This is a genomic window from Mucilaginibacter gossypii (assembly GCF_900100945.1).
Classification (GTDB): Bacteria; Bacteroidota; Bacteroidia; order Sphingobacteriales; family Sphingobacteriaceae; genus Mucilaginibacter; species Mucilaginibacter gossypii.
On sequence record NZ_FNCG01000011.1, the window covers coordinates 1 to 16,272 of the forward strand.

Consider the following 16,272-nt stretch of genomic DNA (forward strand, 5'->3'; position numbering starts at 1 on the left):
CACTGGTGAAAGTCTCAAACGAACGAACCGGCTGGCCTTCAAGACCCACAAATACCTTGCGGGCTCCAATATCTATACCTGCCGCATGAAAATGCATCTTTTCCATACTTATAACGCTTTTTAAACCGTGCCCGAAGGAGTTTAAAGAAAAGACAGGCTACCCATCGGACAAATCACCCACACAAGGGATCGTACCATACCTTCAGACTCTTGCTTCGGAACCATACTCAGCAACAGGCAATAAGCACTATAACTCGGTCGGCCACACTGCACGGTTCAGCAAATCTATGTCATTTCACCTTCAGAGGCCACGGATTTAAACACTCAGGATGACAATAAGCGTTAATGTCATACATCCTTCAGAGGCCCCGGATTTAAACACTCCGCATGACACTCATTTTTAAACATATCAAGGGTAAGAACTAAACAATCCCCGATTAGCAGATTCTTCCTGCCTATTTGGGATTGCTTCGTTCCTCAATGATGCCTCTTATATTAATTAGTATAAAAATCAGACGGCAAATGAATATCTTACTTCTTCAAACTCCTCGTCCTCAATTTACTTAAAAACTCGGGCGAGATTCCTAAATATGAAGCTATATAATGCTGCGGCACCCGTTGCGGGATGCTGGGATAGCGGTTAATAAATTCAATGTATTTTTCCATGGCTGTGGTTGCTATGGTTTTAAACAGCCGTTTTTGAACTACCGTTAAATGCCTTTGCAGCATGAGCCTGAACATGCGCTCAAGCTTGGGTATTTCATTAAGTAAGCGTTCTTTTGAGGCGCGGGTGAGGATGAGCAATTCGCAATCTTCTAACGTTTCGATGTACATACTGCATGGGGTTTGATCCTCAAAGCTGGCCAGGTCGCTTACCCACCAGTCTTCAATGGCAAATTGCAGGGTTACTTCGGCGCCGTTTTCGTCGATGATATACTCGCGGATGCAGCCTTTGTTTACGTAGGCTTCAAAATTGCAGATATCTCCGGCTGCAAGTAAACGTGTTTTTTTAGGTATTTTCCGGTATTCCAATATCTCATTAAACAGCGCGGTTTCTTCTGTAGTTAAACTAACCGACCGCGCCGCGTAATGATTGATATTTTGAAACATGGCTCAAATATAAGCCCGGAGCGGGGGATACCCACAAATATGCGCCTGTAAATAATTTTATTTCTTGTCCCAGTTCAATGGATTTTTGTGGCAGATAAGCCAACTTTGGACTTTACTAATTATTTAAGATATGACTTATCTACCTGATGCAAACCGTTACCAAAGCATGGAATATCGCCGTTGTGGTAACAGCGGTTTAAAGTTGCCGGCGGTATCGCTTGGCTTGTGGCACAACTTCGGCGGTATCGATAGCCTGGAGAATGCTCGTAACATTTTACGTTTAGCCTTTGATAAAGGCATCACCCATTTTGACCTGGCCAACAACTACGGCCCGCCGCCGGGCTCGGCCGAAGAAAGTTTTGGCCGTATTTTTAAAGATGATTTTAAAAACTACCGCGATGAACTTATTATTTCAAGCAAAGCCGGATGGGGTATGTGGGAAGGCCCGTATGGCGACTGGGGCTCAAAAAAATATTTGGTAGCCAGTTTAGATCAAAGCCTTAAACGTATGGGGCTTGATTATGTAGATATTTTCTATCATCACCGTCCTGACCCTGAAACCCCCATCGAAGAAACTATGGGCGCGTTGGATCTGATAGTACGCCAGGGTAAAGCCCTGTATGTTGGGATCTCAAGCTACAGCGCTTCCGAAACTGAAAAGGCAGTTGCCGTATTGAAAGAGCTGGGCACACCATGCCTCATTCATCAGCCTAAATATTCCATGTTCGATAGGTGGGTTGAAGGTGGCTTGCTTGATGTGCTGGAAGACAAAGGTGTAGGCTGTATACCATTCTCTCCGCTGGCACAGGGGTTATTAACCAATAAATATCTGAAAGGTATTCCGGAAGGATCGCGGGCAGCTGCCCATCGTGGTAACGGCGCTATCGACGAAGATGCCATAACCGAACAAAATATAGCCAAAGCAGCCAAGCTAAACGAAATTGCATTGCAGAGGGGCCAAAACCTGGCGCAGATGGCCTTATCGTGGATCTTGAAAGATAAACGCATCACTTCGGTGTTGATCGGTGCAAGTAAGCCGGAGCAGGTTACAGATTCTATCGGTTGTTTAGCCAATACATCATTTAGTGATGAGGAGTTAAAGCTGATCAACAATATACTGGCGTAAGACTAACCAATTCTGATATATTACAATCGACTATTGTTAGCCTTCGGTGTAAACCGGAGGCTTTTTTGTTTTTAATTATAAGGTAGTTTTTTACCTTTGCACCAGTAACAACAAAAACTCTCAAAAATTTGAGCCATGTAATCTCATTAGCATAAACGTTTAATGAGCTTCCCCATCCCAGGGGAGGAGGTGAATTTCTATTTCTTTTAATTAAAATTTTACAACATGGCTATATCACAAAAATATGGTCGTACGTATCATTATCCGTTTTCGCCGGGTACAACCAGCGATGACAGGATACAGCACGACTATTGGCAACACATACAAAAAATACCCGCGCTTATCCATACTGAAAAGCTGGATGGCGAGAATAACTGCTTATCGCGGCACGGCGTTTTTGCACGGTCTCATGCAGCACCAACGGTCTCTGCCTGGACGGAGAGCATCCGTAGGTTTTGGCAGTTGATCAAAAATGATCTGGGTGATATGGAGATCTTCCTTGAAAATCTCTACGCTGTCCATTCTATCGAATACCGGAACCTCGAACATCATTTTTATGTGTTCGGGATCCGCGAGCATAACCGTTGGTTAAGCTGGGAGGAGACAAAGTTTTATGCCGCAATGATCGGTTTGCCAACCGTTCCCGAACTGGGCGTTGTTCATTTGCCTGTTGAGCAGTTAAAGTTTGAGCATGATGTTTTGGCTCTTACCAAAAGCAGGGGGACTTTTGAGCCTTATGATGTGTTGGACGGAAAACCTGCAACTATCGAAGGCATAGTATCCCGCAATGCGGATGGATATGCAGCAGATGATTTTGCGTATAATGTATTTAAATATGTAAGGAAAGGGCACGTTAAAACCAGCCAGCACTGGACACGAAGCTGGAAACGTGCACCATTAAAAAATGAAGGAGGTAACTATGTGGGCCATTACTAAAAATAAAGACTGGACATATCTCGAAACCCGTTTTGATTGGGTACAACGGATGAAGGATGTACCGCAGGATGCCATATACCATGCCGAAGGCAATGTTGCCATCCACACCCAAATGGTACTTGAAGCACTAACTGCTGAGCAAATTTATAAGGAACTGTTAGCCCAGGAACAGGAAATACTTTGGGCAGCTGCTTTGCTGCACGATGTTGAAAAATATAGCACGACAGTAATTGAGCCGGATGGACGGATTACTTCAAACGGACATGCCCGTAAAGGAGCTATGACAGCCCGGCAGATATTGTACAGGGAAATACCAACGCCTTTTGCTATACGTGAACAGGTAGCCGGGTTGGTGCGTTATCATGGTTTGCCACTTTGGATATTCGAAAAAAGCGACCCGGTAAAGTCCCTGATTATGGCAAGCATGGAGGTTAACACGCAATGGCTTGCTTTGCTTGCCCGTGCTGATATGTTGGGCCGAACCTGTGAGGACAAGGATGAAATGTTGTACAAAGTGGATTGCTTTGAAGCTTTTTGTCGGGAGCAAAATTGCTGGGGTGTTGCCCGGGCATTTACAAGTGATGAAGCGAAGATATATTATATGCAGCACGAAGATGGATATGCAGATTATGTACCTTTTGAACAGCCCGTTAACGAAGTGATATTGATGAGTGGCTTGCCCGGAGCAGGTAAAAATACTTATATCCAAAAGAATTATCCTGATATGCCGGTAATATCACTCGACGATATCCGTGCAGCAAAAGGTATTTCGCCTACGGATAAAAGCGGTAATGGTATAGTAATACAGGAAGCCAAAGAACAGGCCCGTGTGTTTTTGAGGAAACAAAAAGGCTTTATCTGGAATGCTACCAATATTACCCGGCAAATGCGTTTACAATTGATCGAACTATTTGCCACTTACAAAGCCGCGGTAAAGATTATTTATGTGGAAGTACCCTACGTCGGATTACTAAAGCAGAACAGGAACCGCGAAGCAGCCATACCAGATGCGGTACTTGAAAGGTTGATTGATAAGTTGGAAACTCCGGCATTGTGGGAGGCTCATACAGTGGTTTACCAGGTGAATGATACAGTTTGAAAATTAAGCGCCGCCAATGCTGGCGGCGTTTTTACCAATCCCAGTTGGTGCTATGCTTCTTGTTGCTTTCGCATACGCCATATAAAACCATCAAGTACATAATGGGTTGACTGTGGCAAGGCTAAAAGCGGAACGGTTAAGGCGAGGATCATATCGCTGTTAATGGATGGTAACCCTGCAAAGATCCTGAATACCGAAACGTGCTCTTTCCAGATCAGGCCATCCCAAAGACCTTCTTCTACATAAGCAAACAAAATAAGCAGGCCGATAAATGAAAGTACCCCGTATTTGCTAAAAGTAAGTTTCATGAACCCTGTCTGGTAGTTTTTTTGACCGGTAAATTTTTTCTGCTCATAAAACCACACTAATGCCATGTACGGAATGCCATGCGATACCACGTTGAGCGTGGTGAAAGCCATATCGCCATTATAATATACAATCCCGAAATACCACGACAGGAACGTGCCAAGCACCACCATGTTTTTGGGTAAATTAAACTGTTGTTTTTTAATGTAAAGCCATACTTCCTTAATGATAAACAGCGCTATGCTAAGGAGGTAGATGACTTTGGCGGCTATAAGTAAACCATCAAAATGGAATAAAACAAAATCCCCGTTAACAAACCAGTTGAAGTTTTTTTTGTAGCCTGCAAAATGCCAGTATAGCAAGGGATATATGGTAGCTATATAAATAGCTGTATTGTCAATATACTTTAATAATGATGTTTGATTTTCCCGGCGCGAGTAAATGCGCAGAAAACCATACTGTTGCCTGATAAAGTGATAGACGGCAAGGTAAGCTAATAGCCGCCAAAAAAATATACCGCCGGCCAGGTAAAGCATCACACCACCTATATAACAAAACAAGGGAACAGCTATCAGTATATGCGGCTGCTTTTTAAATTCGGGCGGATTAAAATAAGTTCTGTAAAGGGTGCTGTAAACATGGGCTACATCAATCATTACAATCAGCACAACCCAATACTGCACCGGCATAAGCGCTGAGTTTTTAAATTGTGCCGGAAAAAGCGCTACGGTAAGCAGCGCAATAAATGGAGGCGACAGGATGAAGACCCCATCGGTAAGGCTATTCTTTACCCATGGTTGGGTACCTGTTTTAAGCTGCTCCATTGTTATGTTCAATAACTTGCTGTGCTGCCCGGATGCCCTGGTGAAAGGCCTCTTCAAAAATGGAAATCCCGCTTAGATCGGTATGCGCAAAAAAGATTTGATTATTGATAGCCTGCTTTGCTTGTTGGCGGTTACTGCCCCAGATATAATTTACCGACGGTGCTATCATGCCATGGCCCCAAAGCCACATATCGGCCTGTTCAATATGCTCCGTTATACCGGGGTGCATCTGTTCCATTTCACTTATTACTATATCCAGCCATTGTTCATACGTACGGGTATAGGCTGCAAGACGGGCTAATCTGGGCTCTTTATCGCAAAGCGGTAGGTAGTAGGTAATGACCTTTTTTGCTTCAACCAGTTTTGTGTCCTGCTGGTTGGCATTTACATAACCTACTGATGCCGTGTTGTAAGCCACATTATCCCAGCAAAGCACCATGCCTTTAGCAGCCGTTGGGATTTCGTTAACGGTAAGGTTGGCGATGAGCCATGGCGAATAATGCAGCATACTTGCATCAAAGCCAGGTCGTGCTATGTTTTTAAGAAGTTTTTGATTAACAAATTGAGGCGAGGCCATGATCACTTTATCTGCATGGAAAATAGCAGATGTATTTTGTTTCAGATCAAGGACTTTTACTGCTACTTTACCGTTTTTATCCAGTTGAATATCATAGGCTAAATGCGATGTTTGCACGTGATCTTTAACAGTTTCCCTTAGTCTTTTCATTAGCCAGCCATTACCCTCGGGCCAGGTAATTACTGCATTGGGATCGGCATTGGCAGCTGTTCCTTTCCTGGCCGAAAAATAATGAAGGCCGGCCCATGCACTAACATTCAAGGCCGGTGTACCATAATCATCCTTGCAGCAATAGTTTAGGTACCACAATAAATAAGGAGAATTAAAGCCGTTTTGTTGTAAGTAATCATGAAAACTTATCCTGTCGAGCTTACGGTAAGTATCATCGGCCGAGCTGTTATCCAACGGGATATCAAAAACGTATTTGCTATCGTTGCCCCGGGCGTTTTTGAGTTGGGTTATCAGGTTGAAAAAGCGAATGACCTGTTTGCGGTCATTATCGGTAACACCAAAATCGGGTACTATGCCTTCCTGCCAGTGGCCGTTGATGAGCAGGCGTTCTTCAGGGTCGAAACAGAGGTAAAACTCGTTGTAATAAGGCTGCCCTTTTTCGTCGAAGTGGGTTATTACGCCGTTCTCCTGTAAAAAGTCTACCAGTGGTTTATCGTAATTATTTACAATAGGAATGTAATGAGCTCCTAAGGGGTAAGAGGAAACACTATTTGTGCCAAAGAATGCGTTGCCACCAGTGTGATCTTCCAGTTCCAGTAATTTAAAATCTGTTTCTCCCTGTTTCTGCAGCCATCTTGCGGCCGATAGCCCGGAGATGCCGCTGCCGATGATCAGTGTTTTAACTGATTGCTGCGAGGATGGAATTGGCATAGGCAACTTATCGCGCAGTGCATGACCCGCTTTTGCGTTCGGCCCCGAAAGTTTACCTTTTATGTGTGCATAAGCCGGTTTACCACCACCTATTTTTCGGATGCACCCGTTAAAAAAAATAGCGCCTGTTACCAGGCCAGCCTGCAACAGGAATGACCGGCGGCTTAAAGGTTTTACGCCAGATGAGCGGTTATAAAACAGTCGACCACTCATCTTCAAAGTATTTTACTAAGATCTGGTTGTTTAGCTTGTTTACCTGCGCCGGTACCCGGGCCATATCCTTGGGGAAGTAAAGCATTTGCTCAAGACATTGTTTCGACATAAAGCGCAAGCCCGGCAGGTAATGATCTGGTACCTTATAAACAGGTTTGCTCATGGCCATGATATAGCCCCATTCGCCAAAAGATGGTACATAGTTGTGGTATGGTACTGTATGCAAACCAACAGATTGCAGTGTTTTTTCAACCGTGTAGTATGATTTTGGAGCTATATATGGTGATGTAGACTGCACCACCATAATGCCATCGGGTTTAAGCAGGTGTTTAACAATAGCATAAAAAGTATTGGTGTACAGCTTGCCTACCGAGTAATTTGATGGATCCGGAAAGTCGATAATAATGGCATCATAAACTTTACGTTGCTCGCGGGCCCATGAAAAAGCATCAGCATTAATAACCGTAACCTTGGGTGAAAGAAATGAGCGGTTGTTCAGTTTCAACAACATTTCGTTGGTGCGGAACAGTTTGGTCATTTCCTTATCCAAATCAACAAGGGTAACGGTTTGAATTTGTGGATATTTCAGGATCTCGCGTACCGCCAGTCCGTCGCCTCCGCCCATTACCAGCACGTTTTTAGCATCAGGCAATGCCTGCAATACCGGGTGGATCAATGCTTCATGATACCGGTATTCATCAACCGAACTGAATTGCAGGTTGCCGTTGAGAAATAGCCGCAGATCGCGCCCTTTTTTGGTGATGATAATGCGCTGATATGGCGTGCTTTTTGAAAATATAATGGTGTCGCTGTACGTTAAACTTTCGGAAAAATTAGTGATGGTGTTGGCGTATATAAAGCCGGTTAATAACGCCACAAGGCTAATGATAGATGCGCTTTGCAGGTATTTAGCCCCTTTAATTTCATGTTTAAAGTTGATGCAGGTAATCAGCGCTACCAGTACATTCAACATGCCAAATAAATAGGCGGTACGGACAATACCCAGGTAGGGGATAAGCAGCAACGGGAACACCAGTGATGCTATCAGCGCGCCAATATAATCGAAAGTGAAAACCTTTGATACGAGGTCCTTAAATTCAAACCTGTCTTTCAAAATCCGCATTAACAGAGGGATTTCCAGGCCAACCAATATCCCGGTGATGGAGATAAGGCCATACAGGATGATGCGGAATGAACTTACACTTTCAAATACCAGGAAAAGGATTGACGAGCTCGTACCGCCTACAAGGCCTACCAATATTTCAATGCGGATAAACCAGCCTAACAGGTTTTTATCAAAATATTTGGATATCCATGAGCCCAAACCCATCGAGAACAAATAAACACCAATAATGGTTGAAAATTGGGTAACCGAATCACCAAGAAGATAGCTGGCCAGTGTACCTGCTATCAACTCATAAATAAGGCCGCAGGTGGCAATTATAAAAACCGAAACGAGTAATAATACGGGGAGTTTTTTATTCATATCCATTATTTGTGATAAAACCTAACCCCATACCCAGAGTGCGCTACCGTACCATGATATCCTGCATTACGTTCTACATCATTACTTTGCCAAAAGGCTATGCCATTAAATGCATCGAAAGTAAAATACACTACTATCAATGATGCTATAACTATATATGCTATGTTTGATTTGATGAGTTTCATTCGTCGTCGTCTTTTTGATAAGGTGAAAAGTCGCTGTTCATCCAGCGGTTAACTTCAAATCTGCGTGCGCGGTACCAGCAATACAGCGGATAAAGGCACAGTATTAAAAATGTGATCAGAATATTTCTCCATAAAGTCACGCTTTCGGTAACCTTTACATCAAGCGAATTGACCAAACTTGAACCCGAATAGGGATACATGTTTACATGGTATTTGCCCGGCGGGATCTCTGAAAGCAAAACCGTTTCATGTAAGCCGCCTTCGGACCAGCTTTCGCCGTCCTCAACACCGTGATAGTATTCAATGTCTTTGGTAAGGCTCCAGGTTTGATTGTCTTTTTCGCTTACCAGTTCAATAGTTGTGGAAAGCCAGTTATTATCAACTTGCGATGATAGTTCTATTTCCAAAGGCACCGGGCCATCTTCTATTTTAAATGTTGGCGTTTTGAATGATTTAAATTCAAAGTTGCCTGCGCTGTCAGGCTTTACATTTGCACCGGCAGTGTCCCGGGCAAATGAGTCAATGGCTTTGGCGCTGTCCTGTAATATGTTACCTATAGCGGTAGCTGTACTATCGGTTGTTTTATGATCTCCCGTAACCATAACACTTTTTCTTTTTGCAGTATCTGCAGGCCGGGGCCGTAAATCAAGCGAATAGCTATGTTCAAGTAAAACTGTTTCGGGCCGCAAGTATCCAACCCAAAGCTGTATCAATAAAAAAGCGATAATGGCAATGCCGCTTATCATCAAGGCGCCATTCCAGCGTGCCCTGTGTTTGGACGCCTGGTTTGCCCCAATACCAACTTTTGAAGGAAAGTTACCCAATGGAATTTTAAAAGCAGCTGCGATCTCTCGCTCTTCAATGTATTCGCCAAGATACCAGTCCTCTTGTTGGGTACGCTGATTTTGCTCCCATGTTAGTAAAAATGGTGGCCTGATGTATTCACGCGCTTTGATCCTTTCGTCGCGGATATCCCAGTCAAATTCTCCGATGAGCGAGTGAATTACGGGGCGGTAAGAGTTAAAAAGGTTAAACTCAAGCCCCTGGTATAAGGCTGTATTTTCGAGGCTCTTTTTTGATTTTTCAAGATCTGGAAAAAAGCTTTTGCCTGCAATTAGCGACCAGTGCCCATCAAATTCGGCCAAAAAAGCGTAGCCTTTGGCGTAATTGTAAAGCATGTATTCGCGCCATTGGTATTGGTTGTAGGCTGCTTCCTTCTTTTCGATATAGGCTATCACTTTATACTCCACATCGCGGAGCAGACCTTCGGTACCTATGGGCAAAACAGGTTTGTTTTGAATTGAAACAAGGCGGTCTTTAACGTAAGATTTGCCATCAGTGCCAAATAACAGATAGGAGTAGCATGAAGGGCAAGCCGCTGCCTCACAAGCAATATGATCATATAGTGTGATGGGCTTGTGGCAATTAGGGCAGGTAATCGAATCCGAAAAAGGAAATGCTTTAGGGTTTAATGTGGCCATGCTATCTCTTTATTTCGTTTTTCTGTAGTTCAACCCCTTCAAAAAATTCAAGCACGCTGCTGTATAAAGCACGGGTCTTGTCATCATTTTCGCGCTGGTAATTAGAAAGGAACACATCAAAGGTAGCTGTGCCATATTCGGGCCAGGTATGGATAGACATGTGCGACTCTGTAAGGCAAATAACCGCAGTAAAGCCGCCACCCTCAAAATCATGATAAACCTCACCAACCTTATTTAGCTGGAAGTGGGTAATAAGCTCATCGAATAATTGATGACAATCTGCACTGGATAACAGTTGGCTATGTTTAGCAGATGTAAATTCAGATAAAATGTGAAGTCCAGGTTTGTAGGGCATTAGTGTAAATAAATTCGGAACTAAATATATGAAAATATTTATTGTACCTGTTTTTTGATTTTATTCCCCTGAAGCGGTTAATTGGGATGGGAAACATTAATTTAAATCAAAAAATGCGTTGTTTTATTATTGTTTATTTGACAATTAAAATTAATATTAAGTACAGGTAAAAGTCAGGCAGTTGGATTTTATGCTATTTGAAGGCGTTTTTTAGCTGTTGTATGTTTTAGTTGGATAAAACAATTTAGCATACCGTATTTTGTAAAGGCAAAAAAATATTTTAATTGTTTTTTGAACAATTAAAATAAAATGTCATATCTTAGATTTTAATTAGGGCAATGACTTTGCTTTAATGAAGACCAATAGCCAATTATATTAATTTAACTATACAAGAACTGTTTCACGGTTTTTGATCAAAGTAAATACAACCGATAAGGAGATGCTGGACACCGAGATTAGGTACTTACTTAATGATATTGCTTTAAACAGCAGCAGGGCTTCCTTTAAAAGGCTGTACCTGGCTTATTATGGTAAATTATTTAACCTGGCAAAATCACTGGTAAAGCAGGATGAACTGGCCGAAGAAATCACCAACGATGTTTTCATGAACCTTTGGGGGCGCCGGGCTTCTATTGCGGAGATCAATAACCTTACTTATTACTGCTATACATCGGTTAAAAATAAGTCGCTTACCTGCCTATCCAAAAATCAGCTTAAAAGCGTAAATATTGATGATATAAACGTAGACGTTGCCGATTCGGGCGCTACAGGTGAAGACAAGCTGGTTTATGAAGATCTTACCAAACTCATCAATACTACTTTAAACAAACTTTCCGAACAATGCCGCCTGGTTTTTAAGCTGATAAAAGAGGACGGCTTGAAATATCGCGAAGTAGCCGACCTGCTCGATATCTCTATAAAAACGGTTGAATACCATATGGGCAACGCGTTGAAAACCCTTGCGCAAGGGTTAAAAGACACCGAAAAAGCGGCGATGCCTGCCAGCCCCGAAAAAATTTCAAAAAATATTTGATCTGCCCACTGGGGTATCCTGATTATTTACAGTCTTTATATATAGAGCTGTAAATAATGATCAACAACATCTGGATACTTATTGGTAAAAAGTTAAATGGTGAAGCTTCGCCCGAAGAGTTACTTGAACTTGAACAACTGTTGCAGCAACAGGAAGCCGCCGGTATGTACCCAATGGATGGACTGGAAGCGATCTGGAAAAATGATCAGCAAGCAAGCCAGGATGAAAAGCTGTTAAGCAAATGGGATGCTTTTGAAACCGAACTTGATGTCATTGAAGAAAAAGAGGCTGAACAAGCCGCTCAAATTATCTCAATCCAAAGCAAAAGAAAAAAAAACGGGATCATTAAACTGGGATCGTTATTAGCTGCCGCATGTTTGATGCTGGGCATATTTTGGTTTACCCGCAAAGAAACTATCACTACCGGGAAACCCAATGAAATAACTGCTCCTAAAAACGGCATCAGCAAAATTCAATTGCCCGATGGCAGTCGTGTTTGGCTTAATATGGGCAGCAAGCTTACTTATAATAATGATTTTGGCACCGAGGAAAGAAAAGTATCCCTGGTGGGTGAGGCTTTTTTTGATGTTGTTAAAGATCCGCAGCACCCTTTTGTAGTTACTACCACAACTATCAGTATCAGGGTGTTAGGTACTAAATTCAATGTGCGTTCATATAATAATGATAAAACATCCGAAGCCGCACTCATTCGCGGTAAAATTGAACTTACCGTTTTAAAAAATCCCGAAAAAAAGATCATCCTTAACCCATCAGAAAAAATTACGGTGATCAACAACCAGGAACTGCAACTTAAAAGTAATACCCCAACATATAAGATAGCCGAAGAAACTCCGCTTATAGCACTGAGCCGCATTCACCAGGCCAAAAAGGATACCTTGCCGTCAGAAGCCTTATGGCTTGAAAATAAACTGGCCTTTGACGCTGAAGATTTTGAAAACATCGCCCAAAAAATGGAGCGCAGATATAATGTGAACATCGTTTTTGAAAATGAAGATGTAAAAAAGCTGCGCTTTACGGGGAAATTTCAAAAAGAATCGATTAATAAGGCTTTATTGAGCCTGCAGAAAACGGCGGCGTTTCGTTATAAAATTGACACTAACCAAATTGTAATTTATTAATTAATAAACCTTTATGAAAGAGCCTATGCGTAAATAAGTATCAAATCTGAAACCATAAAAAATGGGAAGATGTTCCCGCATCCCCCCATTATAATGTGGTACAAGTTAACTACCAGTCCTTCTATAAACCAAATAGTTAAAATAACCTTAATGCTAAATTATGAAAAAAAATGCACACCGCATTAACCCATTGCGGCTGAACCAATTTTTGAAAGTACTTCTTATGTTTAAATTTATCTGTATCCTGGTACTCGCCTCCTCGTTGCAGGCGTTTTCAAAGGGATATGGTCAGACCCGCATCAACGTTAATTTTCAAAACATGCCCCTGAAAAAGGCGTTAAAGGAAATCGAAAAAAAGTCTGACTATCGCTTTTTGTATAACGACGATATGTTGTTGAAAAACGATATGCCCGCCAGTTTAAATACAAAAGATGCATCGCTTGAAGAGGTGATGAAAATTGTACTTAGCAATACCAACCTGAGTTATACGCTGGGTGATAATAACCTGGTTATACTTACAGAAAAGGGCAAGGCAATGGCCCCCGGTACTGTGAGTGGTAAGGTAACCGATGATGAAGGCCTGCCTTTGCCTGGCGTTACTGTAAAAGTAAAAGGGACGAACGTAAGTGCACAAACCGACGTGCAGGGCCGTTATAATATAAAAATACCCGATGTTAACACGGAAGGTGTGGTGCTTGTATTTTCATTTGTTGGCTACACTTCACAGGAGGTGACAATAAGTGGCAATTCGCTCATCAATATACAGTTGAAAGCAGCATCCAATTCTTTAAACGAGGTAATTGTGGTTGGATACGGCACACAGAAAAAGGAAAATCTTACAGGTTCGGTTGCTGTGGTGAACGTAAAGGACGCCAATAAACGTGTAACTCCCGATGTTGCAAGGGCCTTGCAGGGGCAGGTTGCGGGCGTACAGGTAAATGGTTCAGGTGTACCGGGCGAAGGCGTTTCTATCCGGATTCGTGGTGTGAGCTCGCTGATCAACAACAACCCGCTATATATCATTGATGGTGTACCAACTATGGAACCTTTCGATTTCCCTACAACTGATATCGAAAGCATGCAGGTAATTAAAGATGCGTCGGCAGGTGCCATTTATGGTTTCCGCGGTGCCAATGGTGTGGTTATCATCACTACTAAAAAAGGCCGCAACGGCGCCATGAAGATCAACTACAATGGTTATGCAGGCTTCCAGAAAAATCCAAAAACACTGTCTGTTACTGACAGGGTAGGGTACCAAAAAATTGCCAATGCTGCCGAAACCAATGCTGGCTTATCATTGGCTCCGGGCAATGATCCGTCATCAAGCAAATTTATCAGCAACGTAAATACCGACTGGCAAAAATCGGGCTTCAGAACAGGCTACACCCAAAGCCATGACCTTGGCTTATCCGGCGGTAACGAAAACATGAGCTATAACGTCGCCTTTGATTATTTTAACCAAACCGGCACAACCGTGTCTGGCCCTTCATATACGCGCTATAACCTGAGTGGTAATATCCAGGGTAAAAAAGGCATCGTGTCTTTCGGTACTAAGTTTGCCTATACCGAAGGCGATTATAACAATCTGGCATATCCACATTTACATGGTACAGGTAACCAGATAGTTGATCTTGTTACAGCTATCCCTACCATGCCTATTTACGATCCTAACCGTGTTGGTGGTTATGGCGGTGTTGATCAAAATACCCAAAGGGCCATCTCTTTGAATATTATTGGTGTAAATAATTTGTTAAACAGCACGGGGCAACGCAATCGTATGCTGGCATCGGCATGGATGGAGATTGAGTTTATCAAAAACCTGAAATATCGTCTTAACGCAAGCTATGACCGTAACGATTTCAAGAACACTTATTTCGACCCTATTTATGACCTGGGCTGGTTTTATCCCAACACAACGGCTTACTACAGCGATGCCCGTGGTAATTACTATACCGCCCTTGTTGAAAATACGCTGAGCTACAAATTCAATATCAAAAAGCATAATGTAGAATTACTGGCAGGTACGGCTTATCAAAAAGATAAGAATGATAACCTTACCGGTATAGCCTATAATCTGCCGCAGCCATACCTGTTTGCGTTTGATAATGTGAGTAACACTACCGATAAAACAGTATTTGGCAACAGCAACGAGCGTAAATTTTACTCGCCAATATTTGGCCGCGTAAACTACAACTATGATGATCGTTACCTGCTAACCGCCAATTACAGGCGTGATGGTACATCGCAGTTGCCAGCGTATAACCGCTTTGGTAATTTTGCCGGCGTATCTGTTGGCTGGAATATCAATAAAGAAAAATTCCTGCACCTGCCCGAAGCTATTACCCAATTAAAATTAAAGGCGGGATACGGTACATTGGGTAACGTAAACGCGCTTGCATTTTACCCATACCAGGCCGTTGTAAATGCCAATGCCAGTTATGTATTTGGTAATACATTGGCGCCTGGCGCAACCCAAACACAGGTATTTGACCAAACTAACAAATGGGAGCAAAAACGTACCAGCAACGTTGGTTTGGATTTGAGCCTTTTTCAGGATCGGTTAAGCTTTTCGTCGGAGTATTATGTTAACAAAATTATAGGCATTCTTTTACCTGTGCCAATCCCGGTTTCCGTAGGCGCTATTAACACTCCACTGGTTAATGCTGCTTCTTTTACCAATAAAGGTATTGAGTTTACGGTCACTTATCGCAGCAGGGATAACGGTCCGTTCAATTACACCATCAGCGCAAACGCTTCAACGGTTAAAAATAAAGTATTATCCTTAGGCAATGGTGGTAACCCAATTTACGGTGCATACAGCAAAACAGCTGTTGGCGGTGAGGTAGGCGAGCTGTATGCATTTAAAACTGAAGGTATTTTCAAAGATGCAGCAGATGTAGCGGCTCATGCCACCCAAACAGGGGCAGCCCCGGGCGATGTTAAGTTTGTTGATACTGATCATAACGGCATCATCAACGATAACGACCGTGTTTACTTAGGCTCCGCTATACCAAAACTTTACTATGGCTTTAACTTCAGTGCTAATTATAAAAGCTTTGATGCATCAGTATTTATACAAGGTAACTATGGCAGTAAAATAGCCAATGGGGTGTACCAGTCTTTAATGACAGGCCAATATACCAACGCCAGCACTGATGAATTAAATTACTGGACACCAACTAATACCAACACCAACGTGCCCCGCCCTATCATAGGTGATCCTAATGCCAATAACCGCAATTCGGACAGGTTTATTCAGAGCGGCTCTTACGCCCGCCTGCAAACCGCGCAATTGGGTTATACGCTCCCAACAAGTTTGCTGAACCGTACACATGTGATCAGGAGCTTGCGGGTTTACCTGTCTGGACAAAATCTGTACACCATCACTAAATACAAGGGCTTCGACCCGGATTTTATTAACGATGGTACCATTAACCGCGGTTTTGATTACGGTTCGTTCCCTAATCCGCGCACTTTACTGGTAGGCTTACAATTAGGATTATAAAAACTGATTAACGAT

General features: G+C 42.7%; 13 protein-coding genes. 6 read left to right on the forward strand and 7 right to left on the reverse strand.

Annotation, left to right across the window (positions count from 1 at the left end):
- Positions 1–531: 531 nt before the first annotated feature.
- Positions 532–1,110 carry a Crp/Fnr family transcriptional regulator gene (locus BLS28_RS18770; RefSeq protein ID WP_091171000.1) on the reverse strand — a complete coding sequence of 193 codons (579 nt, stop codon included), beginning with the start codon at positions 1,108–1,110 and terminating at the stop codon, positions 532–534.
- Positions 1,111–1,240: 130 nt separating this feature from the next.
- Between BLS28_RS18770 and mgrA the strand changes: the two genes are divergently transcribed.
- From mgrA to BLS28_RS18785, 3 genes are all read left to right on the forward strand, one after another.
- Positions 1,241–2,236, forward strand: coding sequence for an L-glyceraldehyde 3-phosphate reductase (gene mgrA / locus BLS28_RS18775; protein ID WP_091171003.1), 996 nt, complete (start codon positions 1,241–1,243; stop codon positions 2,234–2,236).
- Between the two features lie 225 nt (positions 2,237–2,461).
- Positions 2,462–3,172, forward strand: coding sequence for an RNA ligase family protein (locus BLS28_RS18780; RefSeq protein WP_091171006.1), 711 nt, complete (start codon positions 2,462–2,464; stop codon positions 3,170–3,172).
- Positions 3,141–4,271 (forward strand): AAA family ATPase, encoded by a 1,131-nt coding sequence (locus BLS28_RS18785; protein WP_256337485.1) that lies wholly within the window; start codon positions 3,141–3,143, stop codon positions 4,269–4,271. The genes BLS28_RS18780 and BLS28_RS18785 overlap by 32 nt, the downstream gene beginning before the upstream one ends.
- A gap of 50 nt (positions 4,272–4,321) precedes the next feature.
- On the opposite strand, the gene BLS28_RS18790 is transcribed toward BLS28_RS18785, so the two are convergent.
- The 6 genes from BLS28_RS18790 to BLS28_RS18815 are packed head-to-tail and all read right to left on the reverse strand — an operon-like array spanning position 4,322 to position 10,580.
- Entirely contained in the window at positions 4,322–5,401 is a 1,080-nt protein-coding gene (locus BLS28_RS18790) for a hypothetical protein (RefSeq protein ID WP_091171012.1), read from the reverse strand.
- Entirely contained in the window at positions 5,388–7,073 is a 1,686-nt protein-coding gene (locus BLS28_RS18795; RefSeq protein ID WP_091171015.1) for an FAD-dependent oxidoreductase, read from the reverse strand. The genes BLS28_RS18790 and BLS28_RS18795 overlap by 14 nt, the downstream gene beginning before the upstream one ends.
- Entirely contained in the window at positions 7,051–8,559 is a 1,509-nt protein-coding gene (locus tag BLS28_RS18800; protein ID WP_176844511.1) for a polyamine aminopropyltransferase, read from the reverse strand. Before BLS28_RS18800 ends, BLS28_RS18795 begins: the two co-directional genes overlap by 23 nt.
- 5 nt (positions 8,560–8,564) lie before the next feature.
- Positions 8,565–8,744, reverse strand: coding sequence for a hypothetical protein (locus BLS28_RS18805; RefSeq protein ID WP_091171023.1), 180 nt, complete (start codon positions 8,742–8,744; stop codon positions 8,565–8,567).
- Entirely contained in the window at positions 8,741–10,225 is a 1,485-nt protein-coding gene (locus tag BLS28_RS18810; protein WP_091171026.1) for a DUF4178 domain-containing protein, read from the reverse strand. The genes BLS28_RS18805 and BLS28_RS18810 overlap by 4 nt, the downstream gene beginning before the upstream one ends.
- 1 nt (position 10,226) lies before the next feature.
- Positions 10,227–10,580, reverse strand: coding sequence for an S-adenosylmethionine decarboxylase family protein (locus BLS28_RS18815; protein WP_091171030.1), 354 nt, complete (start codon positions 10,578–10,580; stop codon positions 10,227–10,229).
- Positions 10,581–10,989: 409 nt separating this feature from the next.
- Between BLS28_RS18815 and BLS28_RS18820 the strand changes: the two genes are divergently transcribed.
- The 3 genes from BLS28_RS18820 (at position 10,990) to BLS28_RS18830 (ending at position 16,257) form a co-directional block, all read left to right on the forward strand.
- A complete protein-coding gene (locus tag BLS28_RS18820) occupies positions 10,990–11,613 on the forward strand; it encodes an RNA polymerase sigma-70 factor (RefSeq protein ID WP_091171034.1) in 624 nt (207 codons plus the stop codon).
- 56 nt (positions 11,614–11,669) lie between these two features.
- Positions 11,670–12,752, forward strand: coding sequence for a FecR family protein (locus BLS28_RS18825; RefSeq protein WP_091171038.1), 1,083 nt, complete (start codon positions 11,670–11,672; stop codon positions 12,750–12,752).
- 160 nt (positions 12,753–12,912) lie between these two features.
- Positions 12,913–16,257, forward strand: coding sequence for a TonB-dependent receptor (locus tag BLS28_RS18830; protein ID WP_091171041.1), 3,345 nt, complete (start codon positions 12,913–12,915; stop codon positions 16,255–16,257).
- The last annotated feature ends 15 nt before the right edge of the window (positions 16,258–16,272 follow it).